This window comes from Pseudomonas sp. Lb2C2, assembly GCF_052112205.1.
Classification (GTDB): Bacteria; Pseudomonadota; Gammaproteobacteria; order Pseudomonadales; family Pseudomonadaceae; genus Aquipseudomonas; species Aquipseudomonas kilonensis.
Map to the genome: position 1 here is coordinate 202,568 of NZ_JAUTYW010000005.1, position 18,281 is coordinate 220,848.

An 18,281-nucleotide genomic window follows, 5' to 3' on the forward strand; every position below is an offset into this window, starting at 1 on the left:
CCTCAAACGGGTCGCTCACGCCACCCGCGAAACTCAGCTGTAAAGCGTTATACGGCTACCAGACGCACGCTGGCGCCTTCGCCGACGCCCAAGGCTTCGGCCGCTTCCATGTCCAGCGTCACAGGCTTGCCCGGCGCGTAATCGAGCTCGAGCAGCACGGCGCGGTAATCCTGCAATTGGGCATTGGCCACCAGGTATTGGCGGCCGGCCCCCTTGACCGGTTCGCCGATCTTGACCGGCACCACGCGGCTCTGGGCAATCGAGCGGATGCCCGAGACGCGGGCATGCAGGGTCGGGCCACCGTCGAAGATGTCGATGTAGTGATCGGTCTCGAAACCCTCGCGCATCAGGATGTCGAAGGTGATCTGCGCCCGCGGATGGACCTGGCCCATGGCTTCCTGGGCGGCGTCCGGCAACAGCGGCACGTAGATCGGGTAATGGGGCATCAGCTCGGCGAGGAAAGTACGGCTTTTCAGCCCGCACAAACGCTCGGCGGCGGCGTAGTTGAGGTCGAAGAAGTTGCGACCGATGGCGTCCCAGAACGGCGAGTCGCCATTCTCATCGCTGTAGCCGACGATCTCGGTCACCACCGAATCGGCAAACCGTTCCGGGTGGCTGGCAACGAACAGCAGGCGCCCGCGGGAATTGAGTTCCGACCATGGCGAACCCACCAGCTCCGGCACCACGTAGAAACTGGTCAGCAGGCTGTTGCCAGTCAGGTCGTGGCACTGGGAGAGCACGTGGATCTTGTTGTGGATCTTCAGTTCACGGGAGGCGTGAACGAAGGTCTCGTTGCGAAAGCTGTAGAACGGTTCGGAATAACCGGCCGAAGCGACGATGGCCGAACAACCCGCCAACTTGCCGGTCGCGGTGTCTTCGAGGACGAAGAAATAGCTCTCTTCACCGTTGAAACTGACTTCGGCGGCGAACGAGGCTTCGCTTGCGGCGATCTTGTCGCTCAGGCGTTCCACGTCATCCGGCAAGGAAGTGACACCGATCGGACTGTCCGCAGCCAGACGCTGTACCTCGCCCAGATCAGCCATTTGCGCAGGGCGCATCACCAGCATGGTGTCACTCCTTAACTTGAAATAAAGGGTTCGACCGTCAGGTCGATACACAGAGAATAAAAACCGGACCTGCTCCCCACTGACTCAATATGGGACCAGGTTTGTAGGAGCAAAGCTTGTGGGAGCAAGGCTTGCCCGCGATGCAGGCGACGCGGTCCTTGGTGAACTGAGGCACCCGCATCGCGAGCAAGCTTTGCTCCCACAAACCTGCACCCACATAAGTCCGGCTCCCACAATGGAGCCGGTCAAGTCTGAAATCAGGCTTGGCTCAACTTCGCCACGGCCCGCTCGAAGCGGTCCAGGCCTTCGTCGATGTCGGCGTCTTCCACCACCAGGCTCGGAGCGAAGCGAATCACGTCCGGGCCGGCTTGCAGGATCATCAGGCCTTCCTGTTCGGCGGCGTTGAAGATGTCCTTGGCCTTGCCTTTCCAGGCGTCGTTCAGCACGCAACCGATCAGCAAGCCCAGGCCGCGCACTTGGGTGAACAGGCCGTACTTCTCGCCAATCTGCTCCAGGCGAACCTTGAACTTGTGATGCTTGGCTTTGACACCCGCGAGCACTTCAGGGGTATTGACCACGTCGATCACCGCTTCGGCCACCGCGCAGGCCAGCGGGTTACCGCCATAGGTAGTGCCGTGGGTGCCGACGACCAGGTGCTTGGCCAGCGCTTCGGTGGTGAGCATCGCCGCGATCGGGAAACCACCGCCCAGACTCTTGGCGCTGGTGAGGATGTCCGGGACCACGCCGTAATGCATGTAGGCGAACAGGTGGCCGCTGCGGCCCATGCCGGTCTGCACTTCGTCGAACACCAGCAATGCGTCGTGGGCATCGCACAGGTCGCGGGCGCCTTGCAGGTAGGCCTGCTCGGCTGGCAGCACACCGCCCTCGCCCTGGATCGGTTCCAGCACCACGGCGCAGGTCTTGTCCGAAATGGCGGCTTTCAAAGCGGCCAGGTCGTTGTAAGGAACGTGGGTGATGCCAGTAATTTTAGGCCCGAAACCGTCGGAGTACTTCGACTGCCCGCCGACGTTGACGGTGAACAGGGTACGACCGTGGAAGCTATTGAGCGCGGCGATGATTTCGTACTTCTCACTGCCGAAACGATCGAACGCGACGCGACGGGCCAGCTTGAAGGCGGCCTCGTTGGCTTCGGCGCCGGAGTTGCAGAAGAACGCGCGCTCGGCAAAAGTCGCGTTGACCAACTTATGGGCCAGGCGCAGGGCCGGCTCGTTGGTGAATACGTTGGACACGTGCCACAACTTGTTGGCCTGTTCGGTCAGTGCACCGACCAGTGCCGGGTGGGCATGGCCCAGTACGTTGACTGCAATACCGCCAGCAAAGTCGATCAACTCGCGACCGGATTGGTCCCATACGCGGGAACCGGCGCCACGCACAGGTATGAAGGCAGCAGGTGCATAGTTGGGAACCATAACCTGGTCGAAATCGGCGCGTTGTACCGCGGCTTGCTCAACGGACATCGGAGTCTCCTGATGAGGAACACCCGCCTGGAACTGGCGGGCTTGGTAAGGATTGTAAGGACAGTTTTCAGCCCGGCCTTGCCGCCAAGCGACAACTTCTTATAGCGCCAACCCACGTTTTTCGCGGGTTTACGGCAATGCGACAAATAGCGTCGCAAAGGCGCAGTTTAAACGTTGCCGGTGTATTTGAGGGGCTGGCTTCCACATTTCCCTCGGCCATGCAAAACACTTGTGGCGAGGGGACTTATCTGTGGGAGCAAAGCTTGCTCGCGATACAGGCGCCTCGGTTCACCAAGGACCGCATCGCCTGCATCGCGGGCAAGCCTTGCTCCCACAGAAGTGTGTTTTGCCACTTAGCCCCGTTCGGACGGCACCGAGGACAATTCGAACGGGCTGCTGCTGCGTCGCTGGTTGCGGTCTTCCCGCGGTGTGGCGCCGAAGAAGTTGCGGTAGGCGCTGGAGAAGTGTGGCCCTGAGGAGAAGCCGCAGGACAGGCCGATCTGGATGATGGATTTGCTGGTCTGCATCAACATCTGCCGGGCCTTGTTCAGACGCAGCTCCAGGTAATACTGGCTGGGCACGCGGTTGAGGTATTGCTTGAAGATCCGCTCCAGTTGTCGACGGGATACACAGACATGCTGGGCGATCTCGTCGGTGGTCAGCGGCTCTTCGATGTTGGCTTCCATCAGCAGCACCGCCTGGGTGAGCTTTGGATGGCTGGAGCCAAGGCGGTTCTGCAACGGGATGCGCTGACGCTCGCCCCCCTCGCGAATGCGCTCGACCACCAATTCTTCCGACACCGCGCCGGCCAGCTCCGCGCCGTGATCGCGAGCCAGCACCGCCAGCAACAGGTCGAGCACCGACATGCCGCCGCAAGCGCTCAGGCGATCGCGGTCCCAGTCAAACAGATGGCTGGTGGCGATGACCTTGGGGAAGCGCTCGGAGAAATCGTCCTGCCAGCGCCAATGCACGGCGGCCCGGTAACCGTCGAGCAAACCCAGTTGGGCCAGGGGATAGACACCGGCAGACAAACCGCCAATCACACAGCCGGCCCGCACCAGTTGCTTGAGGGCGCTGCTCAGGGGTGAGGCCAGCGCGGCCGGCGGCTCATCGGCCAGCAGGAACAGCTTCTGGAAACCTTCGAGCTTGCCGGCCCAAGGCTCGCCCGGCAGTTGCCAGGCGCCGTCGGCCGACGGTTCGGCCTGCAAGAACGACAGTTCGTAGACCACATCCGGATGCACCCGCTGAGCAACACGCAAGGCCTCCTCGGCCAGCGCCAGCGTCAAGGCTTTAGTGCTGGGCCAAATCAGGAAACCTATTCGATGGGCAGTCATGGCGGGCAATCCGAAGCGAAAACAGTGTTAAAGCCAAAAGCGGCTGCAACCAAATTAGACCATCTGGCGCGCGGTGCGCAGCATGACCCAAATCAGGTGCGTAACGGGAGCGATTACTTGAGGCTGCCCGAAAGAAATTGTTGCAGGCGCTCGGATTGCGGATTGACCAGCACTTCGCGCGGGTTGCCGCTTTCTTCGACGATGCCTTTGTGCAAGAACACCAGTTGGTTCGACACTTCACGGGCAAAGCCCATTTCGTGGGTCACCACCACCATGGTCCGGCCTTCCAGGGCCAGAGCCTGCATCACCTTGAGCACGTCGCCTACCAGTTCCGGATCAAGGGCCGAGGTCGGCTCGTCGAACAGCATCACCTCCGGCTCCATCGCCAGCGCACGGGCAATCGCCACACGCTGCTGCTCGCCGCCGGACATATGGCCCGGGTAGGCATCCTTGCGATGGGCCACGCCGACCTTGTTCAGGTAGTGCTCGGCCTTCTCCCGCGCTTCAGCCTTGGACACACCCAGTACATGCACCGGTGCTTCCATGATGTTTTCCAGCGCAGTCATGTGGGACCACAGGTTGAAATGCTGGAACACCATCGACAGCCGCGAACGCATGCGCTGCAGTTGCTTGGGGTCTGCGGCCTTCAACGCGCCGTCCTTGCCGGCCACCAGCTTCAACTCTTCGTTGTTGAGCAGGATCTTGCCGGCGTGGGGTTGCTCAAGCAGGTTGATGCAACGCAGGAAAGTACTCTTGCCGGAGCCACTGGAGCCGATGATGCTGATCACATCGCCAGCGGCGGCTTTCAGGGACACACCCTTGAGCACTTCGTGACTGCCATAGCGTTTATGCAGGTCTTGGACTTCAAGCTTGTACATGCGGTCGGTTCTCACAAAACGTCAGTCGTTGAGCAGTCGATCGGATCGATGCGTTATCAGTGCTTGCGCGGGGCCAGGTAACCCAGCCAGCGGCGCTCGGCCAGTTTGAACAGGCGCACCAGGATGAAGGTCAGGCACAGGTAGAAAACGCCGGCCGTGATGTAGGCCTCGAACGGCAAGTAGTACTGCGCGTTCACCGTGCGCGCGGCACCGGTGATATCGATCAGGGTCACGATGGATGCCAGGCTGGTGGTCTGCAACATCATGATCACTTCGTTGCTGTATTGCGGCAGCGCCCGACGCAAGGCCGATGGCAACAGAATCCGGCGATACAGCTTGTAGCGCGACATGCCCATGGCCTTGGCCGCTTCGATCTCACCGTTGGGCGTGGCCCGCAGGCTGCCGGCGATGATTTCGGCGGTGTAGGCGCTGGTGTTGATAGCGAACGCCAGGCAGGCGCAGAAGGTCGCACTGGACAGCCACGGCCAGAGAAAGCTTTCACGCACGATCGCGAACTGCGCCAGCCCGTAGTAGATCAGGAACAGCTGCACCAGCATCGGCGTGCCGCGGATCACGTAGGTGTAGAGCCACGCCGTCATGTTGACGACCGGCTGCTTGGACACCCGCATCAGCCCCAGGGGCAACGCCGCCAACAGACCGAAGAACAGCGACAGGGCCAACAGCTTCAGGGTGGTCAACAAGCCACTGAAGTACAGCGGCAAGGCTTCATAGATGACGTTGTAGTCGAAGATCATAGATCAGCCGCCCTTACGCCTACCGAGTAGCGCTTCTCAAGGTGACGCAATGCCAGCAACGAGACACTGGTGATCACCAGGTACATCGCCGCCACTGCGAGGAAGAAGGTGAAAGGCTCGCGCGTGGCATCCGCCGCCTGCTTGGCCTTGAACATCATGTCTTGCAGGCCCACCACCGAAATCAGCGCGGTGGCCTTGGTCAGTACCAACCAGTTGTTGGTGAAGCCCGGGATCGCCAGGCGAATCATCTGCGGCACCAGCACCCGGAAAAACACCTGGAACCCGTTCATGCCGTACGCCATGCCCGCCTCGGCCTGCCCCTTGGGGATCGCCATGAACGCGCCACGGAAGGTTTCCGACAGGTAGGCACCGAAGATGAAGCCCAGGGTGCCGATACCGGCCGCCAGCGGGTTCAAGTCGATGTAATCGTCGTAGCCGAGCATCGGCGCCACGCGGTTCAGCAGGTCCTGGCCGCCGTAGAAAATCAGCAGGATCAGCACCAGGTCGGGAATGCCGCGAATGACCGTGGAATACAGGTCGCCCAGCCACGCCAGCCAGCGCACCGGAGAGAGGCGCAACGCAACGCCGATCAACCCCAGGACGATGGCCAGGGCCATGGACGACAAGGCGAGCTCAAGCGTCAACCATGCGCCATCGAGGATGACAGCCCCGTAGCCTTTCAACATGATTCAGGTCCTCGAAAGTGGGATGAAAAAATGGCGCAAACCGCAGAGATCCTGTTGCTTGCGCCATTTCGCACGAGTGGCGGGACGTCGTTACTTGCCGTAGATGTCGAAAGCGAAGTATTTGTCCTGGATTTGCTTGTACTTGCCGTTCTCGCGAATGGCGGTGATCGCGCCATTAATCTTGTCTTTCAGGGCATCGCCCTTGCGAACCGCGATACCGATACCGTCGCCGAAGTATTTCTCGTCGGTAAAGGCCGGGCCGACGAACGCGAAGCCCTTGCCGGCATCGGTCTTGAGGAAGCCGTCATCCAACAGCGTAGCGTCTGCCACGGTGCCGTCGAGACGACCGGCGGACACATCCAGGTAGATCTCGTTCTGCGAACCGTATGGCTTGATCTCGGCACCCAGCGGAGCCAGGACTTCACGGGCGAAACGCTCGTGGATCGAACCACGCTGCACGCCGATGTTCTTGCCCTTGAGCTCGGCCAGGCCGTCACTGACCTGGGTACCGGCCTTCATCACCAGACGGGCCGGGGTGTTGTAGTACTTGTTGGTGAAATCAACCGATTTCTTGCGATCTTCGGTGATCGACATGGACGACAGGATCGCGTCGATCTTGCGGACCTTGAGCGCCGGGATCAGGCCGTCGAACTCTTGCTCGACCCACACGCACTTGACCTTCATCTCTTCGCACAGCGCATTGCCGATGTCGTAGTCGAAACCGACGATGCTGCCATCCGGGGCTTTCGAGGCGAACGGAGGGTAAGCCGCTTCGATACCAATCTTCAGGGGCTTCTCATCAGCGAAGGTAGGCAGGGACAGCACGGACAGTGCCAGGGCGCCAAGCAGCACAAGTTTCTTCATCTTGGGACTCCATCGGTAAAGGGCAAAAACGGCAGAGTGAGCAACAGCCCAATATGCGAATGGGTGAAACGAACTTTGGTGCTGCGTCCTAGGAAGCTCACGTTTTATTCAACACGAGCCACGACGAGCGAGTGATCGGCATTCTAACGACAGGCCCGAAGCCGATATTTCTTCAATGCGACAACAAATTACAGAAGCACCGAGAAAGCTGTTCGAGCGCATTGACAGCCCCGCAAATTCATGCAAGAGCAAAAGAAGGGAAACCGATCTATGCTGCAAATAGCGGGCCCATTATTCGCAAACCCTTCTAATCCGGCAAGCACAGCGTGTCGGCTTATTTTGGGAGACGCCTGGAACCGCCCTGTAATGGGGCTTGGCGTTTCACATCGCCCCGTTGTGGCGCCTTTGGTTACACATTTCGAAACACCGGTAACGTTCAGACACCTCCTACTTTGAACGCCGATATTTATTCATCCACCTAACCCGTGGCGAGGGAGCTTGCTCCCGCTGGGCTGCACAGCAGCCCCAAACGCCAGGCACTACGGTTATCCGAACACCGAACCTGTGGCGAGGGGATTTATCCCCGTTGGGCTGCGAAGCGGCCCTAAAGCCAGGCAACTCGGTGTATCAGAAAGAATGAGTTGGGTGACTTGGGGCTGCTTCGCAGCCCAGCGGGGATAAATCCCCTCGCCACAAAAGTGAGCGCCCCAGGCCTATATAAAAAAGCCCCACTCGGCACTGCCGGGCGGGGCTTTTTGATGTTACACGCTACCGTCAGGCAACGTTCATGGTCTTGTGCGTCTCGATCAGATGCGCCACCACACTCGGATCAGCCAGGGTGGAGATATCACCCAACCCGTCGTACTCCGCCGTGGCGATCTTGCGCAGGATGCGGCGCATGATCTTGCCGGAGCGGGTTTTCGGCAGCCCCGGCGCCCACTGGATCACATCCGGCGAAGCAATCGGACCGATCTCCTTGCGCACCCAGTTCTTCAGTTCCAGGCGCAGGGCCTCGCTGGTTTCTTCGCCGGCATTGAGGGTGACATAGACATAGATGCCCTGCCCCTTGATGTCGTGCGGCACACCGACCACCGCCGCTTCGGCGACTTTCGGGTGGGCGACCATGGCGCTCTCGATCTCGGCCGTGCCCATGCGGTGGCCGGACACGTTGAGCACGTCATCCACCCGACCGGTGATCCAGTAGTAGCCATCCTCGTCACGACGCGCGCCGTCACCGGTGAAGTACATGCCACTGAAAGTCTTGAAGTAGGTGTCGACAAAACGGTCATGGTCGCCGTACAGCGTACGCGCCTGGCCTGGCCACGAATCGAGGATCACCAGGTTGCCTTCGGCGGCGCCTTCGATCAGGTTGCCGAGGTTGTCCACCAACGCCGGTACCACACCGAAGAACGGACGCGTGGCCGAACCTGGCTTCAACGCCGTGGCGCCTGGCAGCGGGCTGATCAGCACGCCACCAGTTTCGGTCTGCCACCAGGTGTCGACGATCGGGCAACGTTCCTTGCCGACATTCTTGTAGTACCAGTCCCAGGCTTCCGGGTTGATCGGCTCGCCCACCGAACCCAACAGGCGCAGGCTGCTGCCGTCAGCACCTTCGACGGCGGCGGTACCCGAGGCCATCATCGCGCGGATAGCGGTTGGCGCGGTGTAGAGGATGCTGACCTTGTGCTTGTCGACAACCTTGGCCACCCGGGTGATGTCCGGGTAGTTCGGCACGCCTTCGAACAGCAGCGTGGTCGCGCCATTGGCCAGCGGGCCGTAGACGATATAGCTGTGGCCAGTGACCCAACCCACGTCGGCGGTGCACCAGTACACCTCGCCTGGCTTGTAGTCGAACACCCGCTCATGGGTCAGCGCCGCGTACAGCAAGTAGCCGGCCGTGGTGTGCTGCACGCCCTTGGGCTTGCCGGTGGAGCCCGAGGTGTAGAGGATGAACAGCGCTTCCTCGGCACCCATTTCCTTCGGCGCGCAAACGGTGCCGGCCACTTTCATCAGGTCTTCGTACCAGATGTCGCGGTGCTGGTTCCACTTGATACCGCCACCGGTGCGCTTGCAGACGATGACTTTCTGAATGCTGCTGGTTTCCGGGTTGGTCAACGCGTCATCGACGTTGGCCTTGAGCGGGATCTTCTTGCCAGCGCGAACGCCTTCGTCGGCGGTGATCACCACTTTGGATTTGCAGTCGATGATCCGGCCAGCCAGCGCTTCAGGCGAGAAACCGCCGAACACCACCGAGTGAATCGCACCAATCCGGGCACAGGCCAGCATCGCGACCACGGCTTCAGGGATCATCGGCATGTAGATGGTCACCACGTCGCCGCGGTGCACGTCTTGGCCGCGCAGGGCGTTGGCGAACTTGCAGACTTCTTCATGCAGCTCGCGATAGGTGATGTTGCGGCTCTCGGCAGGGTCATCGCCCTCCCAGATAATCGCAATTTGATCGCCGCGCTCGGCCAGGTGACGGTCGAGGCAGTTGTAGGAAACGTTCAAGGTGCCGTCGGCGAACCACTTGATGTCGACATGGTGATCGTCGAAGGACGTCTGCTTCACCGTGGTGAAAGGCTTGATCCAATCGAGGCGCTTGGCCTGCTCGCGCCAGAAGCCGTCCGGGTTGACGACCGACTGCTGGTACATGGCCTTGTAGGTCGCCTCGTCAGTCAGCGTATTGGCCGCAACCTCGGGACGAACGGGATACACAGAAGCCGCACTCATCTTTCTTACCTCGGTGAATAGTTGTTTTTGTATGATCCCGTTGTAGCCCGGGGCGGGCCTATAGAACCATTCGACGATGGTAGTAACAAGTCCCTACAAAATGTCGGTACTAACCTGCGCACCCAGCGAATCCCCTGTGGGAGCGGGCTTGCTCGCGAAGGCGGCGGTAGATCCAATACAGATGTAACAGACAGCCACCGCTTCCTACGACGATTATTACCAGATCAACCAACAGTGTTTATCAAAACCGAGTCTGTTTACCCCCACCCTCACCTTCTAAAATCCACCTCGCCAACCGGCAAACACGATTAGCGCAACACAGCCCCCACGAAGGCCGTTAATCAAACTTCCAATATCAGCTCCACACGCAACCCTAAAAAGGTTGCGTGACCCCACTCGACCTCAAGAAAGGTGAATTAGATGAAAGCTTTATGGGTTCTGGTCCTCGGCAGCCTTTGCGCCACCGCGATGGCAGACGAGGTCCCGACCGATGTTGCACAGCAAAAACCGGCCATTGAGGAGTACACCTACTCCACCCACCTGGACATCGCCAAAGTCATCTCCATGAGCGAGATCCCGAACGTCTGCGAAGTGGTACCGGCGAAGATGGAATACGACGATTCCAAGGGCCAACGCCACATCCTGCGCTACAGCGTCATGGGCAACGGCTGCTCCAACGGCTGACTGACTTGATAAAGGAATTTGGAGCAACCACCATGAAAACCAAACTGATCCTGGCCCTGACCCTGTCCGTACTGGCCGCCAATACCTTCGCCGCCGACGGGTTTGATCGCACCGGTAGCGCAGTCGCAGAAGACGGCTACGACCACACCGGCTCCGCCACCGTCGCGCAAGACGGCTACGACCGCATCGGCTCTGCTACCGTTGCCGCCGATGGCTACGATCGCACCCGTTCAGCCCGCATCGGTTGATCATTACTGACATTTTCCACGGCCCGGTTTCGATCGGGCCTGGTTGTGTCTAGAACCGCCGAAAACCCTCCACAAACACAACATGTAGTGCAAACCCGCAAAAAACGCTCGTTTTTTGATCAAAAAAAACCGCGATACGATCCATGCAAAAAAAATCTTCAGCGGCCAAAGCCTTGTAAACCCTCGCTCCTACGCGGATATGCCACCCGCTACCCCTTCTGTGAGCTATTTCGCCGCAGCACGTAGGCAAAAAAGTCCTTATAATGCCGCCTTAAACGGGCCTGCAATATTCCCTTACAGGGGATCACGCCAGCCTGGAGCCCACGCAGAGGCCAATCGCCTCCTCGCGTTCACAGCCGCTCCGGAATGACCCGTACATTTTTCTGTTTATTGCCTGCGTCAGCTGCTGCAACAAACGATTTTTCCAAGATCCACCGCGGCCAGTAGGCCTTCATCGGGCATCTGGCCCTCACGCAGGAGACGACACGTCATGCTGAGCTGGGACGAATTCGACAAAGAAGACGGCGAAGTTGCTGTAAAAGGCGCAAACGCCGGCCACGCTTCTGAAGCCAACATGGACCGCCTCGACAGCGCCGGCGGTGCCGCCGCCCTGGAAGCGCGGGCCGTGACAGCCAGCGACTCGGCCGCGATCATTCGCGCCAAGGCTGCCCTCGACAAACTCGACGTCGCCGAAGGCCTCGCCGAACTCGAAGGCGCCTCTGCCCGTGTCGCCGTCGATGAAAAGCGCATGATCAACTGCCGCGCCGACCTCAACCAGCTCGTGCCGTTCAAATACGACTGGGCCTGGCAGAAGTACCTGGACGGCTGCGCAAACCACTGGATGCCGCAAGAAGTCAACATGACCGCCGACATCGCCCTCTGGAAAACCCCGGAAGGCCTGACCGACGACGAGCGCCGCATCGTGATGCGCAACCTGGGCTTCTTCTCCACCGCCGACTCCCTGGTTGCCAACAACCTGGTCCTGGCCGTGTACCGCCTGATCACCAACCCGGAATGCCGCCAGTACATCCTGCGCCAGGCGTTCGAAGAGGCGATCCACACCCACGCCTACCAGTACTGCATCGAATCGCTGGCCATGGATGAAGGCGAGATCTTCAACATGTACCACGAGATCCCATCGGTCGCGAAAAAAGCCGCCTGGGGCCTGAAATACACCCGTTCGATCTCCGATCCGAAGTTCGAAACCGGCACCCCGGACACCGACAAAGAGCTGCTGCGCAACCTGATCGCTTACTACTGCGTCCTGGAAGGCATCTTCTTCTACTGCGGCTTCACCCAGATCCTCTCCATGGGCCGCCGCAACAAAATGACCGGCGTCGCCGAGCAGTTCCAGTACATCCTGCGTGACGAATCCATGCACCTGAACTTCGGCATCGATGTGATCAACCAGATCAAAATCGAAAACCCACACCTGTGGGATGCCGAGATGAAGGAAGAAGCGACCCAGATGATCCTGCAAGGGACCCAGCTGGAGATCGAATACGCCCGCGACACCATGCCTCGCGGCGTGCTGGGCATGAACGCAGCGATGATGGAGGATTACCTCAAGTTCATCGCTAACCGTCGTTTGTCGCAGATTGGTCTTAAGGAAGAGTACCCAGGGACGACTAACCCGTTCCCTTGGATGAGCGAGATCATGGACTTGAAGAAAGAGAAGAACTTCTTTGAGACGCGCGTGATTGAGTATCAGACGGGTGGGGCTTTGAGCTGGGATTGATTTGAAAGAAAAATCCTAGGCTGCACACGTAACTAAAAACCCCGTGAAAACGGGGTTTTTGTATTTCTACAGGACCAAAACTGCGTTTAACTCTGGGACCGGCAAGCTACCTTTACCCTACGAAAAACTCAGAATCTTTCCGCATTGACGCCGTATCGTCTCGTTACCTATCTTAGTCGCAGGTGCCTAAGAAACGCCCAACGTAGTAGCTAATCGCCGAACATAGAACCGCGTACTGTCTAAGGACATTTGCAACTTTGTGTGGAGAGAATAGCTAGTTGGGATTTTTCTTACATCCTCTACGTCGGGCTCGCGCCGCTAACCTTTGAACGTAGAGGTCGTTATGCCCACAAAAATCTCACCCTGCTCTCCGTATACCTCGGAGACCCATCTGCCTGATGCTTATATTCCGATCGCTTTCACCCGTCACAACCTCCATCTGCATACCCTCTTGGTTGAAAACCAAGCTTGGTTCAGTGCCTCAGATTTGGGTCGCTTGATGAGCAAGCACCTTGATGAGCGCATGACACGCAAGCTTGACCCTGATCAGCGCCGGATGATGCTCGTGCATGTCCACGGCTTGACCGAAGAGCGTCTGATGCTGAGCGAGTCAGGCGTCTATGCATTGCTGGTTTATCACTACTGCCCTGAGTATCGATTGCTGCGTGAGTGGATCACGCATCAGGTAGTGCCAACCCTGCGGGATGAGCGCTATTCGCATAAGGTGGAACGGCCTACGTTGAGCGTGTTGGATTGGCCGAAGATGTCGCTCTGCATGCTGCACTGGCAGGATGAGCCATGGATTCGCCTGCGGGATATGCCCGCGGTGCTGGTGGATGATCCGTTTAGCCAGCATGAATCCTGGTGGCGGAAAGCTTCTCGGATTTTGCGAGGGTTTTGAGATTCAATCAGAAGCCGTCGTCCGTGTTCGGGCGGCGGTTTTTTGTTGGTGATATGGAATTGGGGCTGCTACGCGCCCAGCGGGGGCAAGCTCCCTCGCCACTGGTGTTTGGTGTTGAGGCTCGATTGCTGCTCGCTCGCACAGATTTTGCGATCTGTTGAAACAATATCAGAGCCCCGCTCCCCTCACGGCCGTGTCCCCCGTCCCCATACTAGATGGCGCTATCTGCAAGATTCAGGTTTTTGACACATATACCACTGAGTGGTAGCTTTACACATCAAAGGGAAAGCATATGCCAATGAGGGTATTCAAAACGAAGACCTTTGCTGCTGCAGCAAAGAAGGCAACGATCACAGATGCTGATCTCTGCAAGGCGGTGCAGGAGGTAGTGAACGGACAAGCCGATGATTTGGGCGGAGGCGTCTGGAAAAAACGCCTCAATGAAAATCGTCACCGCTCGATCATCCTTGCCAAGGGTCGTAGCTATTGGGTTTATCAGTTTCTGTTTGCTAAGAAAGACCAAGACAACATCACTGAAAAAGAGCTGGCCGCGTTTAAGAAGCTTGCTGATGCCTATAAAGGTTTGAGCAAGGAGCAGGTCCAGCATCTGCTGGACGGAAAAGATTTTGTGGAGATATGCAATGGCGAAAAAATTCAAAAGTGAGGCTTTCGAGTCGATTCATAGCTCGGCCGAGGCACTGCTGAAAATCGGCGCTATCGACAAGGCCACCATGCGGGAATTCGATGAAACCTGCATCGCTGAGGTGCCTGCTGAGATCCCGCCTGCTCAGATCAAGAAGATTCGTCTGCGCAGTCACGTCAGTCAGCCGGTTTTTGCCCGCTACCTGAACACAAGCGCATCGACAGTTAAGCAGTGGGAAGCCGGCGACAAACGTCCAGGAGGGATGGCCCTTAAGCTGCTCAGTATCGTGGAAAAACACGGTATCGAAATACTGGCCTAGCAGGCACGGAGCCGGAGACGAACTGACGACCGAAGGTGTATCACTGGGCAACAATCAAAAACCACTGCAAGACCAGACTGAGCCCCCTGACGGGGGCTTTTTCATGAATGAACCTGCCCACATCCTAGTCAACAGCGCTGTCTTTCCCAGTAGCTCGTAGAGCGGCAACTATACCGAGCTATCTCGCAACTTACGTTTCGGGTTGGCGCCACGAACGGGCATTTCGAAGACCGGCTTTTGCTGCACAAGCGGCGGCGAGTAAAGGTTTGTCGCGGCCTTGGTCAGCCCCAGTCGCAGCCCGAACTTTCTCAGAATAGCTTCGAGGGTGTTGATGGTCGGGTTACCCTTGTCCTTCTCGATCTGGTACAGGGCCTTGGTCGACATATTGCACATGGCAGCAAAGGTTTCCTGATCCAGGCCGGTCACCTCAAGCCGTAGCCGGCGAATAGCGGTTCCCAGGGTTTCGATCCCCGTCACATGCTGCATGGCGATGTCGTCAATGATTTCCCTGCGTCGTTCACCGGTGTTCTCTTTCATCGAAATTTCCCATTTACTGCTTCCGGCAATATATTGCCGGTTATCTGAAAGGTCGAGCTATAACCGGCATTATGATACCGATTTATTCGAGTTTGGGGCCGTAAAACCGGGGCTGCTACGCAGCCCAGCGGGGATAAATCCCCTCGCCACAGGTTGGTGTCAGGGCGCAGGTGAGTGGCAGGCTTGATGGTTGGGTTGGGTTTGGGAATCGCGAGCAAGCTCGCTCCCACAGGGGGTTTGTGGTGTGTTGAAACTTTGGGTGCAGCCCGCCGCGTCCTTCGGTATTAATACACTTCCTCTCATGGACCCGAGCCCCGATGAAATTCGACACCGCCTACTGCCTCAGCCTCGATGCCAAGCTTTCGATCTATGACGTTCGGGATCTGAATTTCGACGAGACCATGGCCTTCGATTCGGCCAAGGAGCGCTTTCAGTGCCCCAACGATGCCTGTCGGGTGGCGTTTGATGAGGACAATCGGCTGACGACGTTCAACGCCAAGAACGTCAATTACATCCGCACGCCACATTTCAAGAATCAGCCAACGACCCAGCATATCGAGGGCTGCCCTTACGTCAGTCCGAAAACGCCGAGGTTGGGTGTAGAGAGTGGCGAGGCGGAAACGGATGACGACCGCGAGGAGCATTTTCCGTCGGAGTTGTTGCTGACTCGGCGTCAGTACGTGCGCAAGCCGTCCGATCCGTCGAAGGACGTTGAAGCAGCGACTCGGCCTACGTCGCCCACCCTATCGTCCCACGGTGATGACGTTCATTGCGCCCATGATTCGACACCCGACAAGACCAGCGTCTTCGCCCACCCGGTGGAGTGTTTTGTGTCGAACTTCGCGGACAAGGACCTGCTCAAGCGCAAGCTGTTGAAGGTTGGCGAGCACACGGCGCCCTATGGATCGTTCTTCAAGAAGATCGAATACTTGCAGGACAATAAGGGCTTGATTTACTGGGGCAAGATCAAGGAAATAAAGGATTACACGCAAAGCTTTCGCATCGATTTCGAACCCAAGGTCTGGTTCAAGCAACCGGACGAGGCGAAGAAGAAGCCTTACTCAGTCAACGTTTACCTGAGCAAGAAGCTGATCGATAACTACCGCAAGCGCAGAGCGTTCCTGGAAGAGATCAAGCATGCCGTCGACAGTGACGCGCCGTTGTATTGCTTCTTTTATGGCGTGACGCCGGAGTTGAAACAGGTGCCGAGCAAGAAGAACCCCGAAGAAACGTTCGGGGTGTTCAGTGCCAATATCGAGAACCTGGATCACTTCATTGTTCGGGAAGCGCCGGGGTTGGTAGGTAAATAGCAACCCTATCCCAGCGACATTCCGCCCATTACCACCAGCAATAACCCCACATACACCCACGCATGCAACCGATCGGGTATCCGTCCGATCCATGGCGTTGCCAGACGAATACCCACTAACGCGCCAAGTGTCAGCACAGCGAAGGCCATCAAGTCGACGTAACCCACAAACCACGGCCCCAAATCAAACTCGATAAACCCGGCCATGGCCATGTAAGTCAACGTCCCGGCCACCGCAACCGGCAAACTCAGCGGGTTAGCCATGGACGTCGCGCGCGACATGTTCAGCCCGCAACGACGCAATAACGGCACCGTCATGACGCTGCCACCCACGCCCAGAAAAGTGGCGATGGCGCCGATGCTGATGCCGCCTGCCGATACCTCTGCCCTGCCCAATCGCCGTGGGATTACAGCGTCAGACTGTGTCAGAAAACCGCGTCTGAACAAGCAGTCCAGAATGGTTACGCCCAGATAAACGATGAAGGCATAGCGAATGACTTCGCTACTCGCCCACATCGCGGCAACGGCTCCGACGATAGCGCCCAGGCCGATGAAGCCGCCCAACGGCCACACGTAGTGGCGAATGAGGTTACCGGCACGGTAATGCTTGGCGGTGGCGATCAGCGCGTTGACGATCATCACGCAGGTCGAGGTGGCCACGGCGATGTGCATCGCCGATTGGCCGATAGGGTCGTCAGCGCCGTGGCTGGCGGTGAGCATGCGGTATAGCAAGGGCACCACGACGAATCCGCCGCCGAAGCCGAACAACACGGCGGTGACGCCAGTCATGCAGCCGAAAAGTGCCAGCAAGAGGTAGAACATCGCGCAGCATCCGTTAATTGAGAGAGGCCGACGATAGAGCGATGGGGCTTGGCCTGCTTCAGCAAGTAAGCCAATAATGTTTGCGTTTACGCCAATCGTTGGATACCGCTCGATGCGCAAGGTTTCGATTGACCTGCTGGACGACACGCCACGGCCAGTGGTGGCTATCGGCACGGATTACCCTGACGGTCATCGGTTGCCGCGCCATACCCATCGGCGCGCGCAGTTGCTCTACGGCGCCACCGGAGTCATGCAGGTCAGCACGGCAGACGGCAACTGGGTGGTGCCGCCGCAACGGGCAGTGTGGATCCCGCCCGGGGTTGCCCATGAAGTGCTGATGCTGGGCGTCAGCACGCGAAGTTTGTATATCGAACCGGTCGCCGTAACGGCCATGGACGCCCGATGCCAGGTCATCAACGTGTCGCCCCTGATGCGCCAGTTGCTGATGGAAGCCGTGGAGCTTGCGCTGGACTATGACGAGACTGGACGCGATGGGGTGCTGATCGATCTGTTGCTGCACGAGTTGCTGCGCAGCGCCCATCTGCCACTGCACCTTCCACTGCCCCAAGACCCGCGCCTGCTGGGCCTGTGCCAGGCATTTCTGAAACACCCGGACGCCCACGTCTCGCCCGTGCAATGGACGGCGCAGTTGCCTATCAGCCTGCGCTCATTCAATCGCCTGTTCAGACAGCAAACCGGGTTAAGTTTCGGCCAATGGCGACAACAAGCCTGCGTGATGTCGGCATTGTCCCGATTGGCCGTAGGCAATTCAGTGACCCGAATCGCCCTGGACCTTGGCTACGACAGCCCTGCGGCATTCTCCACGATGTTTCGTCGCGTACTGGGTCACGCCCCAAGCGCCTGGCTGGAGAAGACCGCCGGTCATTGATCAAAAAAATGAGATTGATCGGGATTCAAAACAACTGTACAAAAACACAGTATTTTTTAATCCCACAGCTTTGGAGCCCCCATGGCCTCTCTCGCAATCAAAACCACTCTGGAACGCATCGCTGTCTATCAATTCACCCCTGCCCACAGTGCACAGGCGCGAGCCATGCTGGGTTGGAGTGTCGAGGAGCTGTCCCGCCAATCCGGCGTCTCGGTCCAGGCCATCCGCCGCTTCGAGGCTGGCGGCGAGTTGCTCGATGTCACTCGCCTGGCCCTGGCCTTTCGCCTGGAGGCCGAGGGCCTTGTGTTCTTCCCCGGCTTCGCACCGGGACGCGGCATGAACATCAAGGGTGCGACGCCGGACCCGATGGGGCGCTCCGATTACGCAATGATTGAATAA

The 18,281-nt window shown here is 58.5% G+C and carries 19 protein-coding genes; 9 read left to right on the top strand and 10 right to left on the bottom strand.

Features of this window, described 5'->3' with window-relative positions; translation table 11 throughout:
• Positions 1–47 precede the first annotated feature (47 nt).
• The 8 genes from aruF to acs all read right to left on the bottom strand — a co-directional run bounded on the left by aruF (position 48) and on the right by acs (position 9,792).
• Complete coding sequence (aruF, locus tag Q7F16_RS16300) at positions 48–1,067, bottom strand: arginine/ornithine succinyltransferase subunit alpha (protein ID WP_003178851.1); 1,020 nt, start codon at positions 1,065–1,067, stop codon at positions 48–50.
• Positions 1,068–1,324: 257 nt separating this feature from the next.
• Positions 1,325–2,545 carry an aspartate aminotransferase family protein gene (locus tag Q7F16_RS16305; protein ID WP_409556054.1) on the bottom strand — a complete coding sequence of 407 codons (1,221 nt, stop codon included), beginning with the start codon at positions 2,543–2,545 and terminating at the stop codon, positions 1,325–1,327.
• A 353-nt stretch (positions 2,546–2,898) separates the two neighbouring features.
• On the bottom strand, positions 2,899–3,879 hold the full coding sequence (locus tag Q7F16_RS16310) for a GlxA family transcriptional regulator (protein WP_014339809.1): 981 nt from the start codon (positions 3,877–3,879) through the stop codon (positions 2,899–2,901).
• A gap of 113 nt (positions 3,880–3,992) precedes the next feature.
• On the bottom strand, positions 3,993–4,757 hold the full coding sequence (locus Q7F16_RS16315) for an ABC transporter ATP-binding protein (RefSeq protein ID WP_003204797.1): 765 nt from the start codon (positions 4,755–4,757) through the stop codon (positions 3,993–3,995).
• A gap of 56 nt (positions 4,758–4,813) precedes the next feature.
• The gene (locus Q7F16_RS16320; RefSeq protein WP_003204798.1) at positions 4,814–5,512 is read right to left on the bottom strand and encodes an ABC transporter permease; all 699 of its coding nucleotides are present in this window, start codon (positions 5,510–5,512) and stop codon (positions 4,814–4,816) included.
• Positions 5,509–6,198 carry an ABC transporter permease gene (locus Q7F16_RS16325; RefSeq protein ID WP_014339811.1) on the bottom strand — a complete coding sequence of 230 codons (690 nt, stop codon included), beginning with the start codon at positions 6,196–6,198 and terminating at the stop codon, positions 5,509–5,511. Before Q7F16_RS16325 ends, Q7F16_RS16320 begins: the two co-directional genes overlap by 4 nt.
• Before the next feature lie 90 nt (positions 6,199–6,288).
• On the bottom strand, positions 6,289–7,062 hold the full coding sequence (locus tag Q7F16_RS16330; protein WP_014339812.1) for an ABC transporter substrate-binding protein: 774 nt from the start codon (positions 7,060–7,062) through the stop codon (positions 6,289–6,291).
• 774 nt (positions 7,063–7,836) lie between these two features.
• Complete coding sequence (gene acs, locus Q7F16_RS16335) at positions 7,837–9,792, bottom strand: acetate--CoA ligase (protein ID WP_041476105.1); 1,956 nt, start codon at positions 9,790–9,792, stop codon at positions 7,837–7,839.
• A gap of 420 nt (positions 9,793–10,212) precedes the next feature.
• On the opposite strand from acs, the gene Q7F16_RS16340 reads away from it, so the two are divergent.
• The 6 genes from Q7F16_RS16340 to Q7F16_RS16365 all read left to right on the top strand — a co-directional run bounded on the left by Q7F16_RS16340 (position 10,213) and on the right by Q7F16_RS16365 (position 14,325).
• Positions 10,213–10,476 (top strand): DUF2790 domain-containing protein, encoded by a 264-nt coding sequence (locus Q7F16_RS16340; RefSeq protein ID WP_024617097.1) that lies wholly within the window; start codon positions 10,213–10,215, stop codon positions 10,474–10,476.
• 32 nt (positions 10,477–10,508) lie between these two features.
• Positions 10,509–10,724 carry a hypothetical protein gene (locus tag Q7F16_RS16345; protein WP_409556055.1) on the top strand — a complete coding sequence of 72 codons (216 nt, stop codon included), beginning with the start codon at positions 10,509–10,511 and terminating at the stop codon, positions 10,722–10,724.
• A 490-nt stretch (positions 10,725–11,214) separates the two neighbouring features.
• A complete protein-coding gene (locus Q7F16_RS16350) occupies positions 11,215–12,462 on the top strand; it encodes a ribonucleotide-diphosphate reductase subunit beta (protein ID WP_025215114.1) in 1,248 nt (415 codons plus the stop codon).
• A gap of 391 nt (positions 12,463–12,853) precedes the next feature.
• A complete protein-coding gene (locus tag Q7F16_RS16355) occupies positions 12,854–13,363 on the top strand; it encodes a BRO-N domain-containing protein (protein WP_046062684.1) in 510 nt (169 codons plus the stop codon).
• A 292-nt stretch (positions 13,364–13,655) separates the two neighbouring features.
• Positions 13,656–14,027 (top strand): type II toxin-antitoxin system RelE/ParE family toxin, encoded by a 372-nt coding sequence (locus tag Q7F16_RS16360; protein ID WP_046062558.1) that lies wholly within the window; start codon positions 13,656–13,658, stop codon positions 14,025–14,027.
• Entirely contained in the window at positions 14,005–14,325 is a 321-nt protein-coding gene (locus Q7F16_RS16365; protein WP_046062559.1) for a helix-turn-helix domain-containing protein, read from the top strand. The genes Q7F16_RS16360 and Q7F16_RS16365 overlap by 23 nt, the downstream gene beginning before the upstream one ends.
• Positions 14,326–14,493: 168 nt before the next feature.
• Here Q7F16_RS16365 and Q7F16_RS16370 read toward each other — a convergent pair whose 3' ends face one another.
• Positions 14,494–14,862: a helix-turn-helix domain-containing protein gene (locus Q7F16_RS16370; RefSeq protein ID WP_046062560.1), complete on the bottom strand. Its 369-nt coding sequence runs from the start codon at positions 14,860–14,862 to the stop codon at positions 14,494–14,496.
• Positions 14,863–15,179: 317 nt separating this feature from the next.
• Here Q7F16_RS16370 and Q7F16_RS16375 point away from each other — a divergent pair, with 317 nt between their 5' ends.
• Entirely contained in the window at positions 15,180–16,172 is a 993-nt protein-coding gene (locus Q7F16_RS16375; protein ID WP_409556056.1) for a hypothetical protein, read from the top strand.
• Positions 16,173–16,177: 5 nt separating this feature from the next.
• On the opposite strand, the gene Q7F16_RS16380 is transcribed toward Q7F16_RS16375, so the two are convergent.
• Entirely contained in the window at positions 16,178–16,993 is an 816-nt protein-coding gene (locus Q7F16_RS16380) for a sulfite exporter TauE/SafE family protein (RefSeq protein ID WP_409556057.1), read from the bottom strand.
• 112 nt (positions 16,994–17,105) lie between these two features.
• Between Q7F16_RS16380 and Q7F16_RS16385 the strand changes: the two genes are divergently transcribed.
• On the top strand, positions 17,106–17,882 hold the full coding sequence (locus tag Q7F16_RS16385) for an AraC family transcriptional regulator (RefSeq protein WP_409556058.1): 777 nt from the start codon (positions 17,106–17,108) through the stop codon (positions 17,880–17,882).
• Positions 17,883–17,963: 81 nt separating this feature from the next.
• Positions 17,964–18,281, top strand: a complete 318-nt coding sequence (locus Q7F16_RS16390) for a helix-turn-helix domain-containing protein (protein WP_003204826.1) — start codon at positions 17,964–17,966, stop codon at positions 18,279–18,281.

Bases quoted from the DNA above. Each gene is read 5' to 3' on its own strand.
- aruF (WP_003178851.1), bottom strand. From the start codon at position 1,067: ATGCTGGTGATGCGCCCTGCGCAAATGGCTGATCTGGGCGAGGTACAG.
- Q7F16_RS16305 (WP_409556054.1), bottom strand. From the start codon at position 2,545: ATGTCCGTTGAGCAAGCCGCGGTACAACGCGCCGATTTCGACCAGGTT.
- Q7F16_RS16310 (WP_014339809.1), bottom strand. From the start codon at position 3,879: ATGACTGCCCATCGAATAGGTTTCCTGATTTGGCCCAGCACTAAAGCC.
- Q7F16_RS16315 (WP_003204797.1), bottom strand. From the start codon at position 4,757: ATGTACAAGCTTGAAGTCCAAGACCTGCATAAACGCTATGGCAGTCAC.
- Q7F16_RS16320 (WP_003204798.1), bottom strand. From the start codon at position 5,512: ATGATCTTCGACTACAACGTCATCTATGAAGCCTTGCCGCTGTACTTC.
- Q7F16_RS16325 (WP_014339811.1), bottom strand. From the start codon at position 6,198: ATGTTGAAAGGCTACGGGGCTGTCATCCTCGATGGCGCATGGTTGACG.
- Q7F16_RS16330 (WP_014339812.1), bottom strand. From the start codon at position 7,062: ATGAAGAAACTTGTGCTGCTTGGCGCCCTGGCACTGTCCGTGCTGTCC.
- acs (WP_041476105.1), bottom strand. From the start codon at position 9,792: ATGAGTGCGGCTTCTGTGTATCCCGTTCGTCCCGAGGTTGCGGCCAAT.
- Q7F16_RS16340 (WP_024617097.1), top strand. From the start codon at position 10,213: ATGAAAGCTTTATGGGTTCTGGTCCTCGGCAGCCTTTGCGCCACCGCG.
- Q7F16_RS16345 (WP_409556055.1), top strand. From the start codon at position 10,509: ATGAAAACCAAACTGATCCTGGCCCTGACCCTGTCCGTACTGGCCGCC.
- Q7F16_RS16350 (WP_025215114.1), top strand. From the start codon at position 11,215: ATGCTGAGCTGGGACGAATTCGACAAAGAAGACGGCGAAGTTGCTGTA.
- Q7F16_RS16360 (WP_046062558.1), top strand. From the start codon at position 13,656: ATGCCAATGAGGGTATTCAAAACGAAGACCTTTGCTGCTGCAGCAAAG.
- Q7F16_RS16365 (WP_046062559.1), top strand. From the start codon at position 14,005: ATGGCGAAAAAATTCAAAAGTGAGGCTTTCGAGTCGATTCATAGCTCG.
- Q7F16_RS16370 (WP_046062560.1), bottom strand. From the start codon at position 14,862: ATGAAAGAGAACACCGGTGAACGACGCAGGGAAATCATTGACGACATC.
- Q7F16_RS16375 (WP_409556056.1), top strand. From the start codon at position 15,180: ATGAAATTCGACACCGCCTACTGCCTCAGCCTCGATGCCAAGCTTTCG.
- Q7F16_RS16380 (WP_409556057.1), bottom strand. From the start codon at position 16,993: ATGTTCTACCTCTTGCTGGCACTTTTCGGCTGCATGACTGGCGTCACC.
- Q7F16_RS16385 (WP_409556058.1), top strand. From the start codon at position 17,106: ATGCGCAAGGTTTCGATTGACCTGCTGGACGACACGCCACGGCCAGTG.
- Q7F16_RS16390 (WP_003204826.1), top strand. From the start codon at position 17,964: ATGGCCTCTCTCGCAATCAAAACCACTCTGGAACGCATCGCTGTCTAT.